At 72.1% G+C, this 20,876-nt stretch carries 22 protein-coding genes and 1 pseudogene; 3 read left to right on the forward strand and 20 right to left on the reverse strand.

Annotated elements, in window-relative coordinates:
* Positions 1-130: 130 nt before the first annotated feature.
* Positions 131-703, forward strand: a complete 573-nt coding sequence (locus tag ACZ5WK_RS20880) for a hypothetical protein (RefSeq protein WP_465548972.1) — start codon at positions 131-133, stop codon at positions 701-703.
* Between the two features lie 47 nt (positions 704-750).
* Here ACZ5WK_RS20880 and ACZ5WK_RS20885 read toward each other — a convergent pair whose 3' ends face one another.
* The 6 genes and pseudogenes from ACZ5WK_RS20885 to ACZ5WK_RS20910 form a co-directional block, all read right to left on the reverse strand.
* Positions 751-975: a hypothetical protein gene (locus ACZ5WK_RS20885; protein ID WP_465548851.1), complete on the reverse strand. Its 225-nt coding sequence runs from the start codon at positions 973-975 to the stop codon at positions 751-753.
* A gap of 136 nt (positions 976-1,111) precedes the next feature.
* Positions 1,112-1,609 carry a tRNA (adenosine(37)-N6)-threonylcarbamoyltransferase complex ATPase subunit type 1 TsaE gene (tsaE, locus tag ACZ5WK_RS20890; RefSeq protein ID WP_465548853.1) on the reverse strand — a complete coding sequence of 166 codons (498 nt, stop codon included), beginning with the start codon at positions 1,607-1,609 and terminating at the stop codon, positions 1,112-1,114.
* 273 nt (positions 1,610-1,882) lie between these two features.
* Complete coding sequence (locus ACZ5WK_RS20895) at positions 1,883-3,391, reverse strand: alpha/beta fold hydrolase (RefSeq protein WP_465548855.1); 1,509 nt, start codon at positions 3,389-3,391, stop codon at positions 1,883-1,885.
* Between the two features lie 176 nt (positions 3,392-3,567).
* A pseudogene (gene alr / locus ACZ5WK_RS20900) lies at positions 3,568-4,734 on the reverse strand (alanine racemase); the annotation flags it as partial.
* A gap of 197 nt (positions 4,735-4,931) precedes the next feature.
* The gene (locus ACZ5WK_RS20905; RefSeq protein WP_465548857.1) at positions 4,932-6,437 is read right to left on the reverse strand and encodes an NAD(P)H-hydrate dehydratase; all 1,506 of its coding nucleotides are present in this window, start codon (positions 6,435-6,437) and stop codon (positions 4,932-4,934) included.
* A gap of 21 nt (positions 6,438-6,458) precedes the next feature.
* Positions 6,459-6,827 carry a holo-ACP synthase gene (locus tag ACZ5WK_RS20910; protein WP_465548859.1) on the reverse strand — a complete coding sequence of 123 codons (369 nt, stop codon included), beginning with the start codon at positions 6,825-6,827 and terminating at the stop codon, positions 6,459-6,461.
* A 132-nt stretch (positions 6,828-6,959) separates the two neighbouring features.
* On the opposite strand from ACZ5WK_RS20910, the gene ACZ5WK_RS20915 reads away from it, so the two are divergent.
* Entirely contained in the window at positions 6,960-7,517 is a 558-nt protein-coding gene (locus tag ACZ5WK_RS20915) for a Uma2 family endonuclease (RefSeq protein ID WP_465548861.1), read from the forward strand.
* A 33-nt stretch (positions 7,518-7,550) separates the two neighbouring features.
* Here ACZ5WK_RS20915 and glmS read toward each other — a convergent pair whose 3' ends face one another.
* The gene (gene glmS / locus ACZ5WK_RS20920) at positions 7,551-9,407 is read right to left on the reverse strand and encodes a glutamine--fructose-6-phosphate transaminase (isomerizing) (protein WP_465548863.1); all 1,857 of its coding nucleotides are present in this window, start codon (positions 9,405-9,407) and stop codon (positions 7,551-7,553) included.
* Positions 9,408-9,506: 99 nt separating this feature from the next.
* Between glmS and coaA the strand changes: the two genes are divergently transcribed.
* Positions 9,507-10,502 (forward strand): type I pantothenate kinase, encoded by a 996-nt coding sequence (gene coaA, locus ACZ5WK_RS20925; protein WP_465548865.1) that lies wholly within the window; start codon positions 9,507-9,509, stop codon positions 10,500-10,502.
* A 151-nt stretch (positions 10,503-10,653) separates the two neighbouring features.
* On the opposite strand, the gene glmM is transcribed toward coaA, so the two are convergent.
* The 13 genes from glmM to map form a co-directional block, all read right to left on the reverse strand.
* Complete coding sequence (glmM, locus tag ACZ5WK_RS20930; protein ID WP_465548867.1) at positions 10,654-12,018, reverse strand: phosphoglucosamine mutase; 1,365 nt, start codon at positions 12,016-12,018, stop codon at positions 10,654-10,656.
* Between the two features lie 175 nt (positions 12,019-12,193).
* Positions 12,194-12,697, reverse strand: a complete 504-nt coding sequence (rpsI, locus tag ACZ5WK_RS20935) for a 30S ribosomal protein S9 (protein WP_148644401.1) — start codon at positions 12,695-12,697, stop codon at positions 12,194-12,196.
* A gap of 46 nt (positions 12,698-12,743) precedes the next feature.
* Complete coding sequence (rplM, locus tag ACZ5WK_RS20940) at positions 12,744-13,187, reverse strand: 50S ribosomal protein L13 (RefSeq protein WP_014136251.1); 444 nt, start codon at positions 13,185-13,187, stop codon at positions 12,744-12,746.
* Between the two features lie 210 nt (positions 13,188-13,397).
* Positions 13,398-15,056 (reverse strand): ABC-F family ATP-binding cassette domain-containing protein, encoded by a 1,659-nt coding sequence (locus ACZ5WK_RS20945; protein WP_396321452.1) that lies wholly within the window; start codon positions 15,054-15,056, stop codon positions 13,398-13,400.
* Between the two features lie 41 nt (positions 15,057-15,097).
* Positions 15,098-16,000, reverse strand: a complete 903-nt coding sequence (gene truA, locus ACZ5WK_RS20950) for a tRNA pseudouridine(38-40) synthase TruA (protein ID WP_465548870.1) — start codon at positions 15,998-16,000, stop codon at positions 15,098-15,100.
* A gap of 94 nt (positions 16,001-16,094) precedes the next feature.
* Complete coding sequence (gene rplQ, locus ACZ5WK_RS20955; RefSeq protein WP_465548872.1) at positions 16,095-16,577, reverse strand: 50S ribosomal protein L17; 483 nt, start codon at positions 16,575-16,577, stop codon at positions 16,095-16,097.
* A gap of 127 nt (positions 16,578-16,704) precedes the next feature.
* Positions 16,705-17,727: a DNA-directed RNA polymerase subunit alpha gene (locus ACZ5WK_RS20960; protein WP_030055844.1), complete on the reverse strand. Its 1,023-nt coding sequence runs from the start codon at positions 17,725-17,727 to the stop codon at positions 16,705-16,707.
* Between the two features lie 130 nt (positions 17,728-17,857).
* Entirely contained in the window at positions 17,858-18,265 is a 408-nt protein-coding gene (gene rpsK, locus ACZ5WK_RS20965) for a 30S ribosomal protein S11 (protein WP_030232513.1), read from the reverse strand.
* 72 nt (positions 18,266-18,337) lie between these two features.
* The gene (gene rpsM / locus ACZ5WK_RS20970; protein ID WP_030232510.1) at positions 18,338-18,718 is read right to left on the reverse strand and encodes a 30S ribosomal protein S13; all 381 of its coding nucleotides are present in this window, start codon (positions 18,716-18,718) and stop codon (positions 18,338-18,340) included.
* 179 nt (positions 18,719-18,897) lie between these two features.
* A complete protein-coding gene (gene rpmJ, locus ACZ5WK_RS20975) occupies positions 18,898-19,011 on the reverse strand; it encodes a 50S ribosomal protein L36 (protein WP_003956441.1) in 114 nt (37 codons plus the stop codon).
* Positions 19,012-19,044: 33 nt separating this feature from the next.
* On the reverse strand, positions 19,045-19,266 hold the full coding sequence (gene infA, locus ACZ5WK_RS20980; RefSeq protein ID WP_003956442.1) for a translation initiation factor IF-1: 222 nt from the start codon (positions 19,264-19,266) through the stop codon (positions 19,045-19,047).
* 182 nt (positions 19,267-19,448) lie between these two features.
* Positions 19,449-19,874 (reverse strand): large conductance mechanosensitive channel protein MscL, encoded by a 426-nt coding sequence (gene mscL / locus ACZ5WK_RS20985; protein ID WP_465548875.1) that lies wholly within the window; start codon positions 19,872-19,874, stop codon positions 19,449-19,451.
* A gap of 128 nt (positions 19,875-20,002) precedes the next feature.
* Positions 20,003-20,842: a type I methionyl aminopeptidase gene (gene map / locus ACZ5WK_RS20990; RefSeq protein ID WP_396321456.1), complete on the reverse strand. Its 840-nt coding sequence runs from the start codon at positions 20,840-20,842 to the stop codon at positions 20,003-20,005.
* Positions 20,843-20,876 lie beyond the last annotated feature (34 nt).

Below are 20,876 nucleotides of genomic sequence, written 5' to 3' on the forward strand. Positions count from 1 at the left end.
CCGCTCCGCCCGATCGACAGGGCGTCCGGGTTCGGAACACACGTCCTACGGGGTGCGGGTCCGGGCGGACGGACCTGGCACGATGGGGCCGACGGGTTTTGGGACGGCGGTGGGAGCACACGTGGCGAAGATGGGTCCTGGAGTGGTGGTCACGGGGCTGACCCTGGGGGCCCTGGCGGTGGTGAGCCTGCTGGCCTTCCAGGCCAACGGCGCGCAGGGCCGCGCGGACGCCGCCCGGCCGAGCACCACCGTCTCCGCGTCGTCGAGCGGACCGGCCGCCTCGGCCACCCCGACCGCTTCGGCCACCCCGACCATCCCGGCACTGCCGGCCAGCTCGGGCACCGGGCTGCGCGTCGTCTACTCGGTCGGCAGCCACCACGTCTGGCTGGTCGACCCCAGGAAGAACCCGCAGGTGGTGGCCGCCTTCGCGGTCACCCCGGGCTCGGTGGAGCCGACCCCCGGCAGCTACCCGGTGTACAGCCGGACGCCCACCGCCACCGGGACGGACGGACGGCAGATCGAGCACGTGGTGCGCTTCGCCCAGCAGAACGGCGTGGTGTTCGGCTTCAGCGCGGCGGTGGACGGCGCCACCCCCACCGCCGACCCGAAGGCCAAGACCGGTGGCATCCGCAGCGGGCGGCCCGAGGGCCAGCTGCTCTGGGACTTCGCGTCGAACGGCACCAAGGTGGTCGTGATCGCCTGACCGGCGCTGGCCGCCGTGGGGGGCCTCGCCGGTCTCGCGGGAGGGATTCAGGCCGCGCGCGGGGTGCCGACCGCCGGCCCGGCCGTCTCCGATGCCGCTGCCGCCTCCGTCGCCTCGGCGCTCTCGTGGCGTTCCGGCGGGGTGGAGACCGCCTCCGCGGCCGCACACGCGGCCAGCAGGGCTCGCATCGGCGCGCCCTGAACACTGCGGGCGGGCTCTCCGGCCCCGGTGCCGCGCGGCGCGCGCTCCGGGTCGGGGGTGGTGCTCGACATGGCGCCTCCCTAGTTAGGCAGACCTAACCGCAGCACCCATCCCATCACGCCCGGTCCCCCGCCCGCAACACTTTGCCGACAGCCTGTCGGCAACAACCGGCGACCGGGGAGCCCGGGCCTGTCCGTCCGGCGCGGCTCAGGCGAGCTTCTCCAGCTCCACGCCCGCCCAACGGGGGCCGATGCCGGTCAGCACCACCCTGCGCGGATCCAGGTCCTCCTGGTCCGCCGTGTCGCCGACGGCGCGCTCGATCCGGACCTCCAGCCGGTCCTCGGACAGCCGCTCGACCTTGCCCTCGCCCCACTCGACGACCACCACCGACTCCGGCAGCGAGACGTCCAGGTCGAGGTCCTCCATCTCGTCCAGGTCCCCGCCCAGCCGGTACGCGTCCACGTGCACCAGCGACGGCCCGCCCACCAGCGACGGGTGCACCCGCGCGATCACGAAGGTCGGCGAGGTGACCGCCCCGCGCACCTGCAGCCCCTCCCCCAGGCCCCGGGTCAGCGTGGTCTTCCCCGCTCCCAGCTCGCCGGAGAGCAGCACGAGGTCCCCCGGCCGCAGCAGCGCGGCCAGCTCCCGGCCGAGCCGGCCCATCCGCTCGGGGGTGGCGACGGTGAGGGTGGCGTGCGAGCCCATGCGCGAATCAAGCCCTTCGGTGCGTTCCGTACAGCGGCGCACCGACCGCCGGGCGCCCCCGCTACGGTGCCACATCCCCGCCCGCCCGCGCTCCGGGCCCGGCCCCGCCCCGGTCCGCCCCGGTCCGCCCCGGTCCGCCCCCGGGTGGCCGTCTGCACGCCCCGGGCCGCCGGATCATGGACAGGTCCCCTCAGGGGGCGTGCGGGAGGCCGGCGCCGCGTTGGTCGCGGCTCCCCGTTCGGACGCTCGCGCGGGCCGCCCGCACCGCGGCGCTCAGGCCAGTTCGCAGACCGAGGGCGGCAGCGGGGCCGCCCGCCGGAAGTCGACCGCCTGCTTGAGCAGGGCGGCCAGACGCTGGTCGACCAGGTCGGGGCGCTCCAGCATCACCAGGTGGCCGGCGTCCTCGACCAGGACCAGCTCCGCGCCGGGCAGCTGCTCGGCCATCGCCTCGCTGTGGCCGGGCGGGGTCAGCAGGTCCTTGGTGCCGGCCAGCACCAGGGTGGGGATGCCGCGCAGGGCGGCCAGCGCGGCGGACTTCTCGTGCGCGCCGAAGACCGGGTAGAACTCGGCCACCACGTCGATCGGGGTGGCGTCCAGCAGCTGCTCGGCGAACCGCACCACGCCCGGGTCGACGTCCTTCCCGCCGAACGAGAACTTCCGGTAGAAGACGGCGCTGACGTCCGCGCCGAGCCGGCGGGTCGCCTCCACCAGCTCGACCTGGCGGCCGAGCAGCTTCATCACGCCCGGCGCGACCTTCTTGAACAGCTTGGCCCCGACGGCAGGAAGGCCGAGAGTGACGGCGTCCCAGTCACCCGCCAGGGTGCCGATGAGGGCGACCCCGGCGACCCGCTCCCGGAACAGCTCCGGGTGCTGGTCGGCCAGTGCCATCACCGTCATGCCGCCCATCGAATGGCCGACCAGGACCAGCGGCCCGGCCGGCGCGACGGCGTCGATCACGGCCTTGAGGTCCCCGCCCAGCTGGTCGATGCTCGCGGGTTCGCCGGCCAGGTACGAGCGGGAGCGCTCGGAGCGGCCGTGGCTGCGCTGGTCCCAGAAGACCAGTCGCATGCCCTCGCGGAGGGCGGCGCGCTGGAAGTGCCAGCTGTCCTGGTTGAGGCAGTAGCCGTGGCAGAAGACCACGGTCAGCGGCTCGGCGTCGGGGGAGCCGGCGGAGGCCGGGGCGGCGGCAGCGGCAGCCGCGAGGCCGGATCGGCGGCCGGCCCGGACGAGTGCGCCCGAGCGGCCGAGCAGCCCCGGCAGTCCGGTGCGGTCCACCGGGCCGTTGGGGTTGGGGTGGCTGGTGGCGTCGTCGTCGGCGCCGACGGTGGTTTCCGTGGCGTCCGCGCGCCGACGGGTGAGCCGGCCTCGCCGGACCGGCGCGCCGCCTGCCTCGTCGTCGGCCCGCCTCGACTCCGGCTCCGGCTCCACGTCCGATCCCGCCCCCGGCTCCGCGTCCGGCCCCGTGGGCGCGGGGCGCAGCCGGACGGGCTCGGGCCAGCCGGTGCCGTCCAGTTCGACGTACAGCTCGGTGCCGTCGGCGGTGGTCACCGTGCGGGGGCGTCCGCGCAGCGAGCCGTACGGGGCGTTGGCATCCAGTTCGGCGCGGGCCCGGCGGCGGGTGGCCCGGCCGACCGTCAGCCGCTCTATCGCCACACCGGCGGCCGCGCCGGCCGCGACCACGCCGACCGAAATGCCGATCAGGCCGGCCCGGCTCACTCCGGACGCCGCGCCCGCGGCCTTGGCCACCGCCGCCACCGGCCCGGACCCGGCCTCCTCGCTCATGCGCGCGGGCCCTCGGCGAGCTGGTCCTGGCCGAGCGGGCCGTGGCCGAACGAACTCCGGGCGAGCCGGCCTGCGGCGAGCGGGTCCGCCGTGAGCCGGTCCGTCGTGAGCCGGTCCGTCGTGAGCGGGTCCGCAGCCAGCAGGTCCGCGACGAGCTGCTCCTCGGCGATGCCGCCGAGGTAGCGGCGCGGCACCCGGGCGCCGATCCGGGTGACGATCTCGTACGAGATCGTGCCGCAGGCGCGACCCCAGTCCTCGGCGGTCGGCTCGCCCTGCTCGCCGTTGCCGAACAGCAGCACCTCGTCGCCGACCGCGGGGGTGTCCCCGCCGAGGTCGACGACGAACTGGTCCATCGCCACCCGGCCCGCCACCGTCCGCCACTTGCCCGCGATCTGCACCGGGCCGGTGCCGCTGGCGTGCCGGGGGATGCCGTCGCCGTAGCCGACCGGGACGAGGCCCAGGGTGGTCGGCCCCGAGGTGGTGTAGTGGTGGCCGTAGCTGACCCCGTGCCCGCCGGGGACCTGCTTGACCAGTGCCAGCCGGGCGGTCAGCGCCATCACCGGGCGGAGCCCGAAGTCCGCGGGCGAGCCGACCTCCGGGACGGGCGACAGCCCGTACATCGCCAGGCCGGTGCGCACCATGTCGTAGTGCGACTGCGGGAGCAGCAGGGTGGCGGGCGAGTTGGCCAGGTGCCGGACCTCGGGGCGCAGCCCGGCCGCCTCGGCGAGGGCCAGGGCGTCGCGGTAGGAGTCCAGCTGGGCCTGGATGGAGGGGTGGCCGGGCTCGTCGGCGGCCGCGAAGTGCGACCAGATGCCGACCACGGTGAGCAGGCCCTCCGCCTCGGCGCGCCGGGCGGCGGCGACCAGCTCGGGCCAGTCGTGCGGCTGGCAGCCGTTGCGGCCGAGACCGGTGTCGGCCTTCAGATGCACCCGGGCCGGGACGCCGGTCGCGCGGACGGCGGCCAGCAGCTCGTCCAGCGCCCACTGGCCGGACACGGAGATGTCGATGTCGGCGAGCAGCGCCTCGCGCCAGGGGCCCCCGGGCGTCCAGAGCCAGCAGAGGACGCGGGCCTGGTCGGGGCGGATGCCGGCGGCGCGCAGCGCCAGCGCCTCCTGCGGGAGCGCGGTCCCGAGCCAGCCGATCCCTGCGGCGACCGCCTCGCGGGCACACCGGACCGCGCCGTGGCCGTAGGCGTCCGCCTTGACCGTGGCCATCACCGTGGACCCGCCCACGCGCTCGCGCAGCGCGGCCAGGTTGCCGCGCAGGGCGGCCAGATCAATGGTCGCCTCGGCCCGTACGCCGTCGGTGAGGGTGGCCGTGCCGGTCGTCTTCGCAGTTGTCATCAGGGTCAGTCTCCCAGACGTCCCGGAGTCCTCGCCGAACGGCCCGTCGGCGCGGCGGCCCCCACACCCCACCCCGCTGCTCCGGACGCGCGCGAAGCGCCGCTGGTTGCACCGGCCGCCGGAGTGGGAAGTCGACCCCGCGGACTTCCCACTCCACGGCCGCCACCCCGGCGCTCGAACTATGTAGACCGGTCGGTCTATTCGCCCTCCCGCTCCCACGCGCTCCCCGCCGAGGCCCGGACGTCGCGCCACACCACCGGGAGCGCCGCGGCCACCTGCAGCGCCGTGATCGGAGCCCCCGGGGTGCCCGCCGCGTGCCGGCCGGCGAGGCCGTGCAGGTAGGCGGCCACCGAGGCGGCGTCCAGGACCGGAAGGCCGGCCGCGAGCAGGGAGCCGGCCAGACCGGCCAGCACGTCCCCGCTGCCGGCGGTGGCCAGCCAGGGGGTACCGGTCGGGTTCACCCGCACCTGGCCGCCCGGGTCGGCGACCACCGTGGTGGAGCCCTTCAGCAGCACCGTCGCCCGGTACGCCGCGGCGAGCCGGCGGGCGGTCGCCAGCCGGCTCGCCGCCAGCTCGTCGGCGGCCGGCGGGGCGGTGCCGTCCACCCCGGCGAGCAGCCGCGCCGCCTCGCCGGTGTGCGGGGTGAGCAGCGTGGGCGCCGTCCGCCCCGCGAGCGCTCCCGGGCCGAGCCGGCCCAGCTCGGTCAGGCCGTCCGCGTCCACCAGCACCGGCACGTCGCTCGCCAGCGCCTCCGCGAGCGCCTGCCGCGCCCCCTCGCCGCCGCCCGGGCCGACCACCCAGGCCTGCACCCGCCCGGCGCCGGCCGGTCCGCCCTCGGTGACCAGCGCCTCCGGGAACCGCCGGACCACCTCCTCGGCCGCCGTCCCGACGTAGCGCACCGCACCCGCGCCGCCGTGCAGCGCCCCGGCGACCGCGAGCAGCGCAGCCCCCGGATACGTCGCCGAACCGGCCGCCACGCCCACGACGCCGCGCCGGTACTTGTCGCTCTCCGCCCCCGGGAGGGGCAGCAGCGCCCCGGCCTCCGCGTGCTGCAAGGCCTCCACGCCGGCCGGCGGCAGGTCCAGCCCGATCCCCACCAGCTGCACCGCACCCGCGTACGCGGCGCCCGGGTCGATCAGGAGCCCCGGCTTGTACGTCCCGAAGCAGACCGTGACGTCCGCCCGCAGCGCCACGCCCGCCACCTCGCCGGTGTCGGCGTCCACCCCGCTGGGCACGTCCACGGCCACCACCACCCCGCGCCGCCGCGCCCGCGCGTACGGCTCCGCCTCCGGGCGCAGCCCGCCGCGCCCGCCGATGCCGACGACGCCGTCCAGCACCAGGTCCGCGCACGAGAAGTCGGCCAGGCCGACCTCCTGCTCCAGCACCACCCGCCCGCGCGCCGCCCGCAGCGCGGCGAGACCCCCGGCGTGGGCGCGGGAGGGCGCGAGCAGCACCGCCGTCACCCCGGCCCCGCGCCGGGCCAGCGCGGCGCCGGCGTACAGCGCGTCACCACCGTTGTCGCCGCTGCCCGCGAGCACCACCACCCGGCTGCCGTAGACCCGGCCGCGACGGCGCGTCAGCAGCCGGGCGCAGGTGGCGGCGAGGCCGGTGGCGGCCCGCTGCATCAGCGTGCCCTCCGGCAGTCGGGCCATCAGTTCGGCCTCGGCGGCCCGGACCTGTTCGACACGGTGAGCGCGGCGCATCCGCAAGCCCCTTACCCTCGGCTAACCCTCGGCGATGACTACCGCCGACGCTACGCCCGCGTCATGGCTGAGCGACACGTGCCACGACCCGACGCCCAGTTCGGCCGCCCGCGCGGCCACCGTCCCCCGCACCCGCAGCTCCGGCCGGCCCGAGTCGGCGCTCACCACCTCGGCGTCCGTCCAGTGCAGCCCGCCCGGCGCGCCGAGCGCCTTGGCCAGCGCCTCCTTCGCCGCGAACCGCGCCGCCAGCGAGGCCACCCCCCGCCGCTCCCCCGACGGCAAACGCAGCTCGCCCGGCGTGAACAGCCGCTCCGCCATCCCCGGCGTGCGCTCCAGTGCGGCCTCGAACCGGTCGATGGCGGCCACGTCGATCCCGACCCCGATGATCACCTGCTGCTCCTCCGGCTTTGCGGGACACTTTCGAGTGACAACCACTTCGATCCCCCACCGGTGTCGGTCCGTACGCCTACCGTGTCGCCCGCAAGGCAGGCAAGAGAGGGACCAGCAGGAGGGAGAAGGGCCATGGTCGCCATGCCAGCAGTCGAGGGCCCCCCGGACCAGGACGGCATCCTCCAGGCATTCCTGGAGCTGGACACGCCGCCGGGCTTCAAGGCTGAACTGATCGAAGGGGAGATCATCGTGACCCCACCGCCGGACGGTGACCACGAGGATGCGGTGGCCAGGTTCGGCCGCGCCGTTGCGCGGCAGGCGGCCGAGGAACTCTACGTCAGCGGGGGCAAGGGGCTGATCACGCCGAAGGGGCGGTTCATCCCGGACGCCACTGTTGCTCCTGTGGGCCATTTCCGTGCCCAGGACTCGTGGTCGTCCACGATCGGCATCGTGCTCGTCCTGGAAGTCACGTCGACCAGTCCCGTCAAGGACCGCGAGGTCAAGCGGCTGGGCTACGCCGCCGCCGGTGTCCCCTGCTACCTCCTGGTCGACCGCAGCGAGAGCAAGGTGACACTGTTCACCGAACCGAAGGACGGCGACTACACCGCCCTCACCCAGGTCGACTTCGGCAAGCTCATCGACCTCCCCGCTCCGTTCTCCTTCACGCTCGACACGGCGCCCCTGCGGTAGGCCGCAGCCACCGCAGGGGCACCGGGCCGGGTACTACTCGACCGTGACCGACTTCGCCAGGTTGCGCGGCTGGTCGACCTCGTGGCCCTTGGCCGTGGCCAGCTCGCAGGCGAAGACCTGCAGCGGCACGGTGGAGACCAGCGGCTGGAGCAGCGTGGGCGTCACCGGGATGCGGATCAGGTGGTCCGCGTACGGGACGACGGCCTCGTCGCCCTCCTCCGCGATGACGATCGTGCGGGCGCCACGGGCCCGGATCTCCTGGATGTTGGAGACGATCTTGTCGTGCAGGATCGAGCGGCCGCGCGGCGAGGGGACGACCACCACGACCGGCAGCCCCTCCTCGATCAGCGCGATCGGCCCGTGCTTGAGCTCGCCCGCCGCGAAGCCCTCGGCGTGCATGTACGCCAGCTCCTTGAGCTTGAGCGCACCCTCCAGCGCGACCGGGAAGCCGACGTGCCGGCCCAGGAACAGCACCGACCGGGCGTCCGCCAGGGAGCGGGCCAGCTCGCGCACCGGCTCCATGGTCTCCAGCACCTGCTCCACCTGCTTCGGCGCGTCGCCGAGCTCGCGGATGATGGTGAAGATCTCGTCGCCCCACTTGGTGCCGCGCACCTGGCCGAGGTAGAGCGCGACCAGGTAGCAGGCCACCAGCTGGGTCAGGAACGCCTTGGTGGAGGCGACGGCGACCTCGGGCCCGGCGTGCGTGTACAGCACCGCGTCCGACTCGCGCGGGATGGTGGAGCCGTTGGTGTTGCAGATCGCCAGCACCTTGGCGCCCTGCTCGCGCGCGTGCCGCAGCGCCATCAGGGTGTCCATGGTCTCGCCGGACTGCGAGATCGCGATGACCAGCGTGCCCGGGCCCATGATCGGGTCGCGGTAGCGGAACTCGGAGGCGACCTCGACCTCGCAGGGGATGCGGGTCCAGTGCTCGATCGCGTACTTGGCGATCATGCCGGCGTGGAACGCGGTGCCACAGGCGACGATGACGACCTTGTCGACCGAGCGCAGGTCGGCGTCGGAGATCCGCAGCTCGTCCAGGGTGAGCCGGCCGTCGGTGCCGATCCGGCCGAGCAGGGTGTCGGCGACGGCCTTCGGCTGCTCGGCGATCTCCTTGAGCATGAAGTAGTCGTAGCCGCCCTTCTCGGCGGCCGAGGCGTCCCAGTCCACGTGGTACTCGCGGACGTCGGCCGGGGTGCCGTCGAAGTTGGTCACCGTGACGCCCTCGCGGCGCAGCTCGACGACCTGGTCCTGGCCGAGCTCGATCGCCTCGCGGGTGTGCGCGATGAACGCGGCGACGTCGGAGGCGAGGAAGTTCTCGCCCTCGCCGCGCCCGACCACCAGCGGCGAGTTGCGGCGGGCACCGACCACCACGTCCGGCGCGTCGGCGTGCACGGCGACGAGGGTGAAGGCGCCGTCCAGACGGCGGCAGACCACCCGCATGGCCTCCGCCAGGTCGCCCTCGTACACCTCGCCCAGCAGGTGCGCGACGACCTCGGTGTCGGTCTCGGAGCGCAGCGTGTGGCCCCGCTCGGCCAGCTCCGCCCGCAGCTGGGCGAAGTTCTCGATGATGCCGTTGTGCACCACGGCGACCCGGGCGGCGTCGTCCAGGTGGGGGTGGGCATTGGCGTCCGTCGGGCCGCCGTGGGTGGCCCAGCGGGTGTGGCCGATGCCGGTGGTGCCGCCGGGAAGAGGGGTCTCGGCGAGCGACTTCTCCAGGTTGGCGAGCTTGCCGGCCCGCTTGTCGGTGGCCAGGCTCCACTGCCCGTCGGAGCCCTTCACCTGCACCGCGACACCGGCCGAGTCGTAGCCCCGGTACTCCAGTCGCTGCAGGCCTGCGATTACTACATCAAGAGCGGGCTGAGCGCCCACGTATCCAACGATTCCGCACATGCGTGCCAGCATAAGGGCGGCCAGGATGCCCTTTTCGCACGCTTCACCCCGTGCGCGTGACCGACACCACAGCCACCGTGAACGCCGCTACGGCCCACAATGGAGCATGTGCTGACCGAACTCTGTACGCGGGGCGCCGCCACGCCCGGCCCGTCCCCGTCCCCCTACGTGGACCTCAGCCGGGCCGAGTGGAGCGCGCTGCGCGAGCGTACGCCGCTGCCGCTGACCGCCGAGGAGGTGGAACGGCTGCGCGGTCTGGGCACCGCCCTCGACCTGGACGAGGTCCGCGACGTCTATCTGCCGTTGTCCCGGCTGCTGAACCTCTACATCCACGCCACGCACGAGCTGCGCGGCGCGGTGGGCACCTTCCTGGACACCCCGGACACCGAGCGCACCCGGACCCCGTTCATCATCGGCGTGGCCGGTTCGGTCGCCGTCGGCAAGTCCACCACCGCCCGTCTGCTCCAGGCGCTGCTGGCCCGCTGGCCCGAGCACCCCCGGGTCGAGCTGGTCACCACCGACGGCTTCCTGCTGCCCAACGCCGAGCTGCGCCGACGCGGTCTGATGGCGCGCAAGGGGTTCCCCGAGTCGTACGACCGGCGCGCGCTGATGCGCTTCGTGGCGGACGTGAAGGCCGGCAAGGAGCAGGTGACCGCCCCGGTCTACTCGCACCTGGTGTACGACATCGTGCAGGGCGAGCGGCTCACCGTGGAGCGCCCGGACATCCTGATCGTCGAGGGCCTGAACGTCCTCCAGCCGGCCCTGCCCGGCACCGACGGCCGCACCAGGCTCGCGGTGGCCGACTACTTCGACTTCTCGATCTACGTCGACGCCCGCACCGACGACATCGAGAGCTGGTACCTCTCCCGCTTCAAGAAGCTGCGGGACACCGCCTTCCAGGACCCGAACTCCTACTTCCGCCGCTTCACCGAGGTGCCGGAGGAGGAGGCGATGGAGTACGGCCGGCAGGTCTGGCGCACCATCAACAAGCCCAACCTGCTGGAGAACGTGCTGCCCACCCGCGGCCGCGCCACCCTGATCCTGCAGAAGGGCGCGGACCACAAGGTCCGCCGCGCCCTGCTGCGCAAGCTCTGACCGCAGCCCCAGCCCCGCCTCCGCAATCCGCAATCCGGAGCCCCGCGGCGTGACGGTCCGAAGGATCGACGGCCCGACAGCCTCGGCCCCGGGCAAGCCGGAAAGGCCCCCGCCGTACGAACCGGCGGGGGCCTTCGTCACGAACGGGCCGTCAGCCCAGGTGCGTCCGGACCGCCTCGGCCAGCCGCTCGGCGACGGCCTTGGCCTGCACCTGGTCGGCGGCCTCGACCATCACCCGGACCAGCGGCTCGGTGCCGGACGGGCGCAGCAGCACCCGGCCGGTGGTGCCCAGCTCGGCCTCCGCCTCGGCGACCGCGGCCGCCAGCTCCTCGCTGGTCTTCACCCGGCTCTTGTCGACGCCCTTGACGTTGATCAGCAGCTGCGGCAGCCGGGTCATCACGGTGGCCAGGTCGGCCAGCGGCTGCTTGGTCGCGGCCAGCCGGGCACCCAGCATCAGGCCGGTGAGGGTGCCGTCGCCGGTGGTGGCGTGGTCGAGCAGGATGACGTGGCCGGACTGCTCGCCGCCCAGCGCGAAGCCGTGCTCCTTCATGGCCTCCAGCACGTAGCGGTCGCCGACGGCGGTCTGCACCAGCTCGATGCCCTCGCGCTCCATCGCCAGCTTGAAGCCCAGGTTGGACATCACGGTGGCGACGGCGGTGTTGCGCCGCAGCGTGCCGGCCTCCTTCATGGCGACGGCCAGGATCGCGATGATCTGGTCGCCGTCGACCTCGTTGCCGTCCGCGTCGGCCGCCAGGCAGCGGTCGGCGTCGCCGTCGAGCGCGATGCCGAGGTCGGCCCGGTACTCCTTCATGGTGGCGCGCAGCCGGTCCAGGTGGGTGGAGCCGACGCCGTCGTTGATGTTGAGGCCCGTGGGCTCCGCCCCCAGGGTGTGGACGACCTCGGCGCCGGCCCGGGCGAAGGCCTCGGGGGCGACGTAGGCGGCCGCGCCGTGGGCGCCGTCGATGACGACCCGGACGCCGTCCAGGCGGTTCGGCAGCACGCCGATCAGGTGGGCGACGTACTTGTCGAAGCCCTCGGTGTACTCACGGACCCGGCCGACGGCGGCGCCGGTCGGGCGCTTCCACTCGTCACTGCCGACGGAGTACGTCCGGTAGTGGGTCTCGATGGCGTCCTCGATGCGGTCGTCCAGCTTGTGGCCGCCGCGGGCGAGGAACTTGATGCCGTTGTCCGGCATGGCGTTGTGGCTCGCGGAGAGCATCACGCCGAAGTCGGCGCCGAGCGCGCCGGTGAGGTACGCCACCGCCGGGGTGGGCAGCACGCCGACCCGCAGTACGTCGACGCCCGCGCTGGCCAGGCCGGCGATGACCGCGGCCTCCAGGAACTCGCCCGAGGCGCGCGGGTCGCGGCCGACCACCGCGACCGGCCGGTGGCCGTCGAAGGCCCCCGCCTCGCCGAGTACATGCGCCGCCGCGACCGACAGCCCGAGCGCCAGCTCGGCCGTCAGCCCCTCGTTGGCGACACCGCGTACGCCGTCCGTACCGAAGAGTCGTCCCACAGTCCCGTCCTCCATCGCCGCTGCCGGCAGTGATCCGGCAGTAAATCCGATCGAACCCCGGCCTCCGCACCGTGGCAGGGGAGCACGACGCCCCGGAGTACACGGGGTACTCCGGGGCGTGAGAGCGCAACCAGGGGTGTGCACCACCAGGGCGGCACACACCCCTCGGGCGCGACTAGCGCTTGCTGTACTGCGGCGCCTTGCGGGCCTTCTTGAGACCGGCCTTCTTGCGCTCGACGGCACGCGCGTCACGCATCAGGAAACCGGCCTTCTTGAGGGCGGCGCGGTTGTTGTCCACGTCGGCCTCGTTCAGGGCACGGGCGACGCCGAGGCGCAGCGCGTAGGCCTGGCCGGAGGTGCCGCCACCCGAGATGCGGGCGACGACGTCGTAACGACCGTCGAGCTCCAGCAGCTTGAAGGGCTCGTTCACGGTCTGCTGGTGCACCTTGTTGGGGAAGTAGTTCTCCAGGGTGCGACCGTTGATCTTCCAGACGCCGGTGCCGGGAACGATGCGCACGCGGGCGATCGCCTCCTTGCGACGGCCAAGGCCGGCGCCGGGGACGGCCTCGCCGAAGCGACCGGCCAGCGACTCGGAGGTGTAGCTCTCCTCGGAGGTGTACTCGCCCTCGACGACGGTCTCGTCGAAGTCGACCTCAAGGGTTTCAGTGGTCTCGGCCACGGTGTTCCTCAGCTCTTTTCAGTGTTGGGGGGCTAGGTGGCCGGAGTTACTGCGCGACCTGGGTGATCTCGAACGGCACCGGCTGCTGGGCAGCGTGCGGGTGCTGGTCGCCCGAGTAGACCTTCAGCTTCGAGAGCATCTGGCGGCCCAGGGAGTTCTTGGGGACCATGCCCTTGATGGCCTTCTCGACGGCCTTCTCCGGGTTGTTCGCCAGGAGGTCGTCGTAACGGACCGAGCGGAGACCGCCCGGGAAACCGCTGTGGCGGTACGCCAGCTTCTGGGTCTTCTTGTTACCCGACAGGTGCACCTTGTCCGCGTTGATGATGATGACGAAGTCACCGGTGTCAACGTGCGGCGCGTAGATCGCCTTGTGCTTACCCCGGAGGAGGTTGGCGGCCTGGGAGGCCAGGCGGCCGAGCACGACGTCGGTCGCGTCGATGACGTGCCACTGACGCTGGACGTCGCCGGGCTTGGGGCTGTACGTACGCACGGTCGTAGCCTCTGCTTTTCAGTGAGTGAGTCCTGACAGGAGCACCTGGTCGAGCGCATCAGCCTGGCCGCCTTGGACGCAATTCAAGGGGGGCCGCTGGGTGGTCGACCTGGTATCTCCGGCGTACCGACCTCTCACGTGAGATAGAGCGAGCCAATACGCACAACAAGCACCCAGCCTACCGGCCCGCCCCGGGTGGGTCAAAAACGGTCAGCGATCGCGCTCGACCCGGGTGACGTCCCACACCGGCTCGGAGGACTCGTAGACCCGGCCGTCGGCGCCGAACACCAGGAATCGGTCGAAGGTCCTGGCGAACCAGCGGTCGTGCGTGACGCAGAGCACCGTGCCGTCGAAGGCCTCCAGCCCGGCCTGCAGCGCCTCGGCGCTCTCCAGGTCCAGGTTGTCGGTCGGCTCGTCGAGCAGGAGGGCCGTCACACCGGAGAGTTCGAGCTTGAGGATCATCAGCCGGGCCTGCTGCCCGCCGGACAGCGACTCGAACTTCTGCTCCTCCTGCCGGTCCAGCTCGTAACGGCGCAGCGCGCCCATGGCGGCGCCGCGGCTGAGGGCGTGCTCCTCCTCGACGATCGAGCGGACCGTCCGGCCGAACAGCTCGGGGTGGGCGTGGGTCTGCCGGAAGTGGCCCGGCACGACCCGGGCGCCGGTCTTCCACGTACCGGTGTGCGCGACCGTCTCGTCCCCGGCGAGCAGCCGCAGGAAGTGCGACTTGCCGGAGCCGTTGGAGCCCAGCACGCCGACCCGCTCGCCGTAGAAGACCTCCAGGTCGAACGGCTTCATCAGCCCGGTGAGCTCCAGCTGCTCCATGGTGAAGGAGCGCACGCCGGTGCGCCCGCCCTTGAGCCGCATGGTGATGCTCTGCTCGCGCGGGGGCTCCTCCGGGCGGCCGGCCTCCTCGAACTTCTTCAGCCGCGTCTGCGCGGCGGCGTAGCGGGTGGCGAGCGCGTGGCTGACGGAGGCCGCCTGGCGCAGCGTGACGACCAGCTTCTTGAGCTTGGCGTGCTCCTCGTCCCAGCGCCGGCCCAGCTCCTCGAACCGCGCGAAGCGGTCCTTCCGGGCCTCGTGGAAGGAGTCGAACCCGCCGCCGTGCACCCAGACGCTGCTGCCGGCCGCGCCGGACTCGACGCTGATGATCTTCTCGGCGGTGTGCGAGAGCAGCTCGCGGTCGTGCGAGATGTACAGCACGGTCTTCGAGGTGGCCTTGATGGCCTCCTCCAGCCAGCGCTTGCCCGGCACGTCCAGGTAGTTGTCCGGCTCGTCCAGCAGCAGCACCTCTTCGGGGCCGCGCAGCAGCGCCTCCAGGACCAGGCGCTTCTGCTCCCCGCCGGAGAGGGTGTTCAGGCCGCGCCACTGGGCCTTGTCGAAGGGCATGCCGAGGGCCGCCATGGTGCAGACGTCCCAGTCGGTCTCGTAGTCGTAGCCGCCGACGTCGGCCCAGTCGGAGAGCGCCTGGGCGTAGGCCATCTGCGTCTTCTCGTCGTCCTGGGCGATCATCGCCAGCTCGGCGGCGTCGACCGCGCGGGCCGCGAGCGCGATCCGCTCGGGGGCGACGGAGACCAGCAGGTCACGGACGGAGGCGTCCGCGGGCAGCGCGCCCGGCGTCTGCGACTGGTCCTCGCGGCCGGTGGTGCCGACGAACTGGCGCATCACGCCGAGTCCGCCGCTGATCGTCACCGTGCCGCCGTGCGGCTGGATGTCGCCCGCGATCATGCGCAGCAGCGTGGTCTTGCCGGCGCCGTTGGCGCCCACCAGGGCGACCGCGGCGCCCTCGCCGACCCGGAAGGACGCGTCGTCGAACAGCACCCGCCCGTCCGGCAGGTAGTACTCCAGGTGCGAAATCTCGACGTGTCCCATGAGGGAGATTGTCCCAAGTCGCGGCCGTGGGCCAAAACGGATTACGGCTGCCCCGGCAGCGTGCGGATCCGGCGGGCCAGCCGGCTGCGCTCGGCGAGCTGGTCGTCGGCCGGGTATCCGACCTCCTCCAGCGTCAGCCCGTACGGCCGGATCACGTTGACGGCGGAGTTGCGCACCCCGCCGGCCAGCACCTCGCCGGGGAACTCCACCGGCCGGTGGCCGTCGCCGACCAGCAGCATCGCGCCGACCAGCGCCCGCACCATGTTGTGGCAGAAGGCGTCGGCCCGGACGGTGGCGACCGCCAGCGAGCCCTCCTGCGAGGCGTAGGCGTCCACCGGGACGCGGTCCCAGTGGAGCTCCAGCAGGGTGCGGATGGTGGTCGCGCCCTCGCGCTTCTTGCAGTACGCGGCGAAGTCGTGCTCGCCCAGCAGCAGCTCGGCCGCGGCGTTCATCCTGCCGACGTCCAGCGGCCGGTCGTGCCAGAGCACGTGCCCGCGCAGCAGCGGGTCCACCCCGCCGGGGTGGTCGGCGACCCGGTAGGCGTACCGGCGCCAGATGGCGGAGAAGCGGGCGTCGAAGCCGGCCGGGGCCTCGCCGAGCCGGTAGATCCGGACGTCCCCGGGCAGCCGCCCTGCCAGCCGCCGCAGCAGCTTCTCCCGGTGTTCGGCCCACAGCCCGGCCGGCAGGTCGACGTGCGCGACCTGGCCGCGGGCGTGCACTCCGGCGTCGGTGCGGCCGGCGACGGTCAGCGGGTACAGCTCGGTGCTGCGGGTGACGATCTGCAGCGCGGTCTCGATCTCCTCCTGCACCGTCCGCCGGCCGCCGCGCTGGCGGGCCCAGCCGGAGAACTCGGCGCCTTGGTAGGCGAGGTCGAGCCGGATCCGGACGTACCCGTCCGCCGGACCGTCCTTCACCGGCGGCCGCTCGGCGCAATCGTTGACCACTGCTTCTCTCCCCGGACTGCTTCTTCTACCCAAAGACGAGGAACGGGCCCGCTCCCCCACGGATGGGAGAACGGGCCCGCAACACCTGGAGGTGTCAGGCCTGCTCGGCGGCCTCGGCCTCGTCGGCCTTGGTCTCGACGGCAGCGGCGGCCTCGTCGGCCTCCTTGACGGCGCGCTTGGTGGCGCCCTCGGCCTCGCCGACGGCGGTCTGCGCGACGGTCAGCGCCTCGACCAGCTCGATCACGGCCATCGGGGCGTTGTCGCCACGACGGGGACCGATCTTGGTGATACGGGTGTAACCACCCGGGCGGTTCTCGTAGCGCGGCGCGATCTCGGTGAAGAGGGTGTGCAGCACGGCGATGTCGGTGATCGTCTTGCGAACCAGGCGACGGTTGTGGATGTCGCCCTTCTTCGCCTTGGTGATCAGCTTCTCCGCCAGCGGGCGCATCCGACGGGCCTTGGCCTCGGTCGTGGTGATGCGGCCGTACTGGAAGAGCTCCCGGCACAGACCGGCGAGCAGCAGCGGCTCGTGGTGCGGGCCGCCGCCGAGGCGGGCACCCTTGGTGGGACGCGGCATGGATTACTCCTTGAATCTCCGACTACGGCCGTATCAGGTACCGCAGCGGGCGTACGGGCACTGTTGCCCGTACGACTTTCGCGACGACGGGGGCGGCTCCGTGGAACCGCCCCCGCGGCCAAATCTCTTAGTACTGCTCGGTCTCCGCGTAACCCGCGTCGTCCAGGTCGTCGGCGCCGAAGGCGTCGGCGGCGGCGGTCGGGTCGAACCCGGGCGGGCTGTCCTTGAGGGCCAGGCCCATGCCGGCCAGCTTCGCCTTGACCTCGTCGATCGACTTCGCACCGAAGTTGCGGATGTCGAGCAGGTCGGCCTCGGAGCGGGCGACGAGCTCACCCACGGTGTGGATGCCCTCGCGCTTGAGGCAGTTGTACGACCGAACGGTGAGCTCCAGCTCCTCGATCGGCAGCGCCAGGTCGGCGGCCAGGGCGGCGTCCGTCGGGGACGGGCCCATGTCGATGCCCTCGGCGTCGATGTTCAGCTCGCGGGCGAGACCGAACAGCTCCACCAGGGTCTTGCCGGCCGAGGCCATGGCGTCACGCGGGCGCATGGCGGGCTTGGTCTCGACGTCGACGATCAGCTTGTCGAAGTCGGTCCGCTGCTCGACACGGGTGGCCTCGACCTTGTAGGTGACCTTCAGCACGGGGCTGTAGATCGAGTCGACCGGGATGCGGCCGATCTCCTGGCCGGAAGCCTTGTTCTGGACGGCGGAGACGTAGCCGCGACCGCGCTCGACGGTCAGCTCCATCTCCAGCTTGCCCTTGCCGTTCAGCGTGGCGAGGACCAGCTCGGGGTTGTGCACCTCGACACCGGCCGGCGGGGCGATGTCGGCGGCGGTGACCACACCCGGGCCCTGCTTGCGCAGGTACATCACGACCGGCTCGTCGTGCTCCGAGGAGACGACCAGCTGCTTGATGTTGAGGATGAGGTCGGTCACGTCCTCCTTGACGCCCGGCACGGTGGTGAACTCGTGCAGGACACCGTCGATGCGGATGCTGGTGACAGCAGCGCCGGGGATCGACGAGAGGAGGGTGCGGCGCAGGGAGTTGCCGAGGGTGTAGCCGAAGCCCGGCTCCAGCGGCTCGATCACGAACCGCGAGCGGAATTCGTCGACGACCTCTTCGGTCAGCGAGGGACGCTGAGCGATCAGCATGTTTTCAGATCCTCCAGTTGTCTTCGGCACCCACTATTTGATGCCGAACAGAACCAGCGTACGGGCTCCCGTCCAAAACGGGAGCCCGTACGAGGTTTAAAGCAGTACCCGCGTGCCCGAAGGCGCTGCGTCAGACGCGGCGGCGCTTCGGCGGACGGCAGCCGTTGTGCGGGGTGGGGGTGACGTCCTGGATCGAGCCGACCTCCAGGCCGGTGGCCTGGAGCGAACGGATCGCGGTCTCGCGGCCGGAGCCCGGACCCTTCACGAAGACGTCAACCTTGCGCATGCCGTGCTCCTGCGCGCGACGGGCAGCGGCCTCGGCGGCCATCTGCGCGGCGAACGGGGTGGACTTGCGCGAGCCCTTGAAGCCGACGTGGCCGGCAGAGGCCCAGGAGATCACGTTGCCCGCGGGGTCGGTGATCGAAACGATGGTGTTGTTGAACGTGCTCTTGATGTGCGCGTGGCCGTGAGCGACGTTCTTCTTTTCCTTGCGGCGGATCTTCTTCGCGCCGGCAGCCTGACGACCCTTGGGGGGCATAAGTCTGTTCTCCTACTGAGGTGGTCGGTCCGCTGACCCGCGGGCCGGAGGGATGTCCGGTTACGGGACGGACTACTTCTTGCCCGGCTTCTTCTTGCCGGCAATCGCGCGACGCGGGCCCTTGCGGGTACGCGCGTTGGTGTGGGTGCGCTGACCGCGGACCGGCAGGCCACGGCGGTGACGCAGACCCTCGTAGCAGCCGATCTCGACCTTGCGGCGGATGTCGGCGGCCACCTCACGGCGGAGGTCACCCTCGACCGTGTAGTTGGCGTCGATGTACTGGCCCAGCTTGACGAGGTCTTCCTCGGAGATGTCGCGAACGCGGACATCCGGGTTGACACCGGTCTCGGCCAGGGTCTGCTGGGCGCGGGTACGGCCGATGCCGTACACGTACGTAAGGGCGATCTCGATCCGCTTCTCACGGGGGAGATCAACGCCGGCGAGGCGTGCCATTCAAGGCTCCTGTGGTTCTTCAGAGGTCTTGCGTGCTACCTACTCCGACACCTCACGGTGAGGGAGCCCCGGCCTCTGACCGGGGGCGGCAGTCCGCCCTGCGAAGGGCGGATCGGGTAGCCCGCTTATGACGTTTTCGCGTCGCGCGAAGTACTACGAGAAATGCTGGGGGAGAGCAATCAGCCCTGGCGCTGCTTGTGGCGCAGGTTGTCGCAGATCACCATGACCCGGCCGTGACGGCGGATCACCTTGCACTTGTCGCAGATCTTCTTGACGCTCGGCTTGACCTTCATGTCTCAGGTTCTCCGGGTCTAGATCTGACGTTGTTACTTGTAGCGGTAGACGATCCGGCCGCGCGTGAGGTCGTAGGGGCTGAGCTCCACGACGACCCGGTCGTCCGGCAGGATGCGGATGTAGTGCATGCGCATCTTGCCGCTGATGTGCGCGAGGACCTTGTGACCGTTCTGCAGCTCGACCTTGAACATCGCGTTCGGAAGAGACTCGATCACGGTGCCCTCGATCTCAATGGCGCCTTGCTTCTTAGCCATGAACTGCGAGATCCACCTTCCGGGACCGGCTACCGTATGCGGCACGCTCGTGCGAACCTGGGTTCACCCCGACCCGCTAGGGAAGAGGGCGTGCTGAAGCACGCTACGAGTGAGCCGACGGTCCATCCTACGCCAGCCCGTGGGATGCGCCAAAACCGGGGCCGGGTCGTCGGCGCACGACGTCAGCGCGGGGCGACGACCATCAGCGGCTCGACGTGCGCGGTGCAGGCGGAGCAGCGGCGGGCGGCCTCGGGGATCTCGGTCAGGCACTCGGGGCAGGGGCGCTTCGGGGTCTTCGGCTTCTTCGGCATGTACCGGGCGGTGGCCTTGGTGACCGGCAGCACGACGCAGAAGTACAGCACCGCGGCGGTCATGAAGAACGCGATCAGCACGTTGAGGAACTGGCCGTACGGGAACGTGACGCCGGCCACCACGGCCTTGTAGGAGCTGAAGTCGCCGGCCGCGCCGACCACCACGCCCACCAGCGGGGTGAGGAACGCCGACACGAAGCCGGTCACCACCCCGGTGAAGGCGGCACCGATGACGACACCGACCGCCATGTCGACCACGTTGCCGCGCATCATGAAGTCGCGGAATCCCTTGAGCACTGCTCTCTCCTGCCGTTCGAAGCCGCTGAAGCCACTGCCAGCCGATAAAAATAGGACGAAAGCCCTGGAGGTCCAAACCTCCAGGGCTCTGATCCTTTGTCAGACGCGGCAGTCGACCGCCTCGGCCACTACGCCAACGGGTCCGGAGCTGCGGTGATGCCCAGCTTCGCCAGCTCGGCCCGGCCGCCGTCGAAGGCGGTCAGCACCAGCGGACCCTGCTCCGTCACGGCCACCGAGTGCTCCCAGTGCGAGGCCCAGGTGCCGTCGTTGGTCACGACGGTCCACTCGTCCTCCAGCACGGTGGTGTGCGGGGTGCCGAGCGAGACCATGGGCTCGATCGCCAGCACGGTGCCGGGGACCAGCTTGGGGCCCTTGCCGCGGCCGCGCTCGACGTAGTTCAGCACGTGCGGCTCCATGTGCATCGCGGTGCCGATGCCGTGGCCGCCGTAGCCCTCGGTGATGCCCCACTTGCCCTTGGGGGGAAGCGGCTGGCGGCGGATGAAGCCCTCGATCGCCTTGGAGACGTCGACCAGGCGGTTGCCCTTCTTCATCTGGGCGATGCCGGCCCACATCGAGCCCTCGGTCACCCTGCTCAGCATCTCCACCTCGGGCCGGACCTCGCCGACCGCCACGGTGATCGCCGCGTCGCCGTGCCAGCCGTCCAGGATGGCGCCGCAGTCGATCGAGATGACGTCGCCCTCCTGCAGCACCCGGTCGCCGGGGATGCCGTGGACGACCTCGTTGTTCACCGAGGCGCAGATCACCCCGGGGAACCAGAGCCCGCCGTGGTGGGCGCGGAAGTTCGAGGTGGCGCCGTGGTCGGTGATGACCTTGTCGGCGACGTCGTTGAGCTCCTGGGTGGTCACCCCCGGAGCGACCGCCTCGCGGCAGGCCTTGAGCGCCTCGGCGACGACCAGCCCGGCCGCTCGCATCTTCGCGATCTGCTCGGGGGTCTTGATCTCCACCATCTGGTCACGCCTTCCTTGGGTTCCCGCCCGGTCC

The organism is Kitasatospora sp. NPDC032757 (assembly GCF_055579305.1).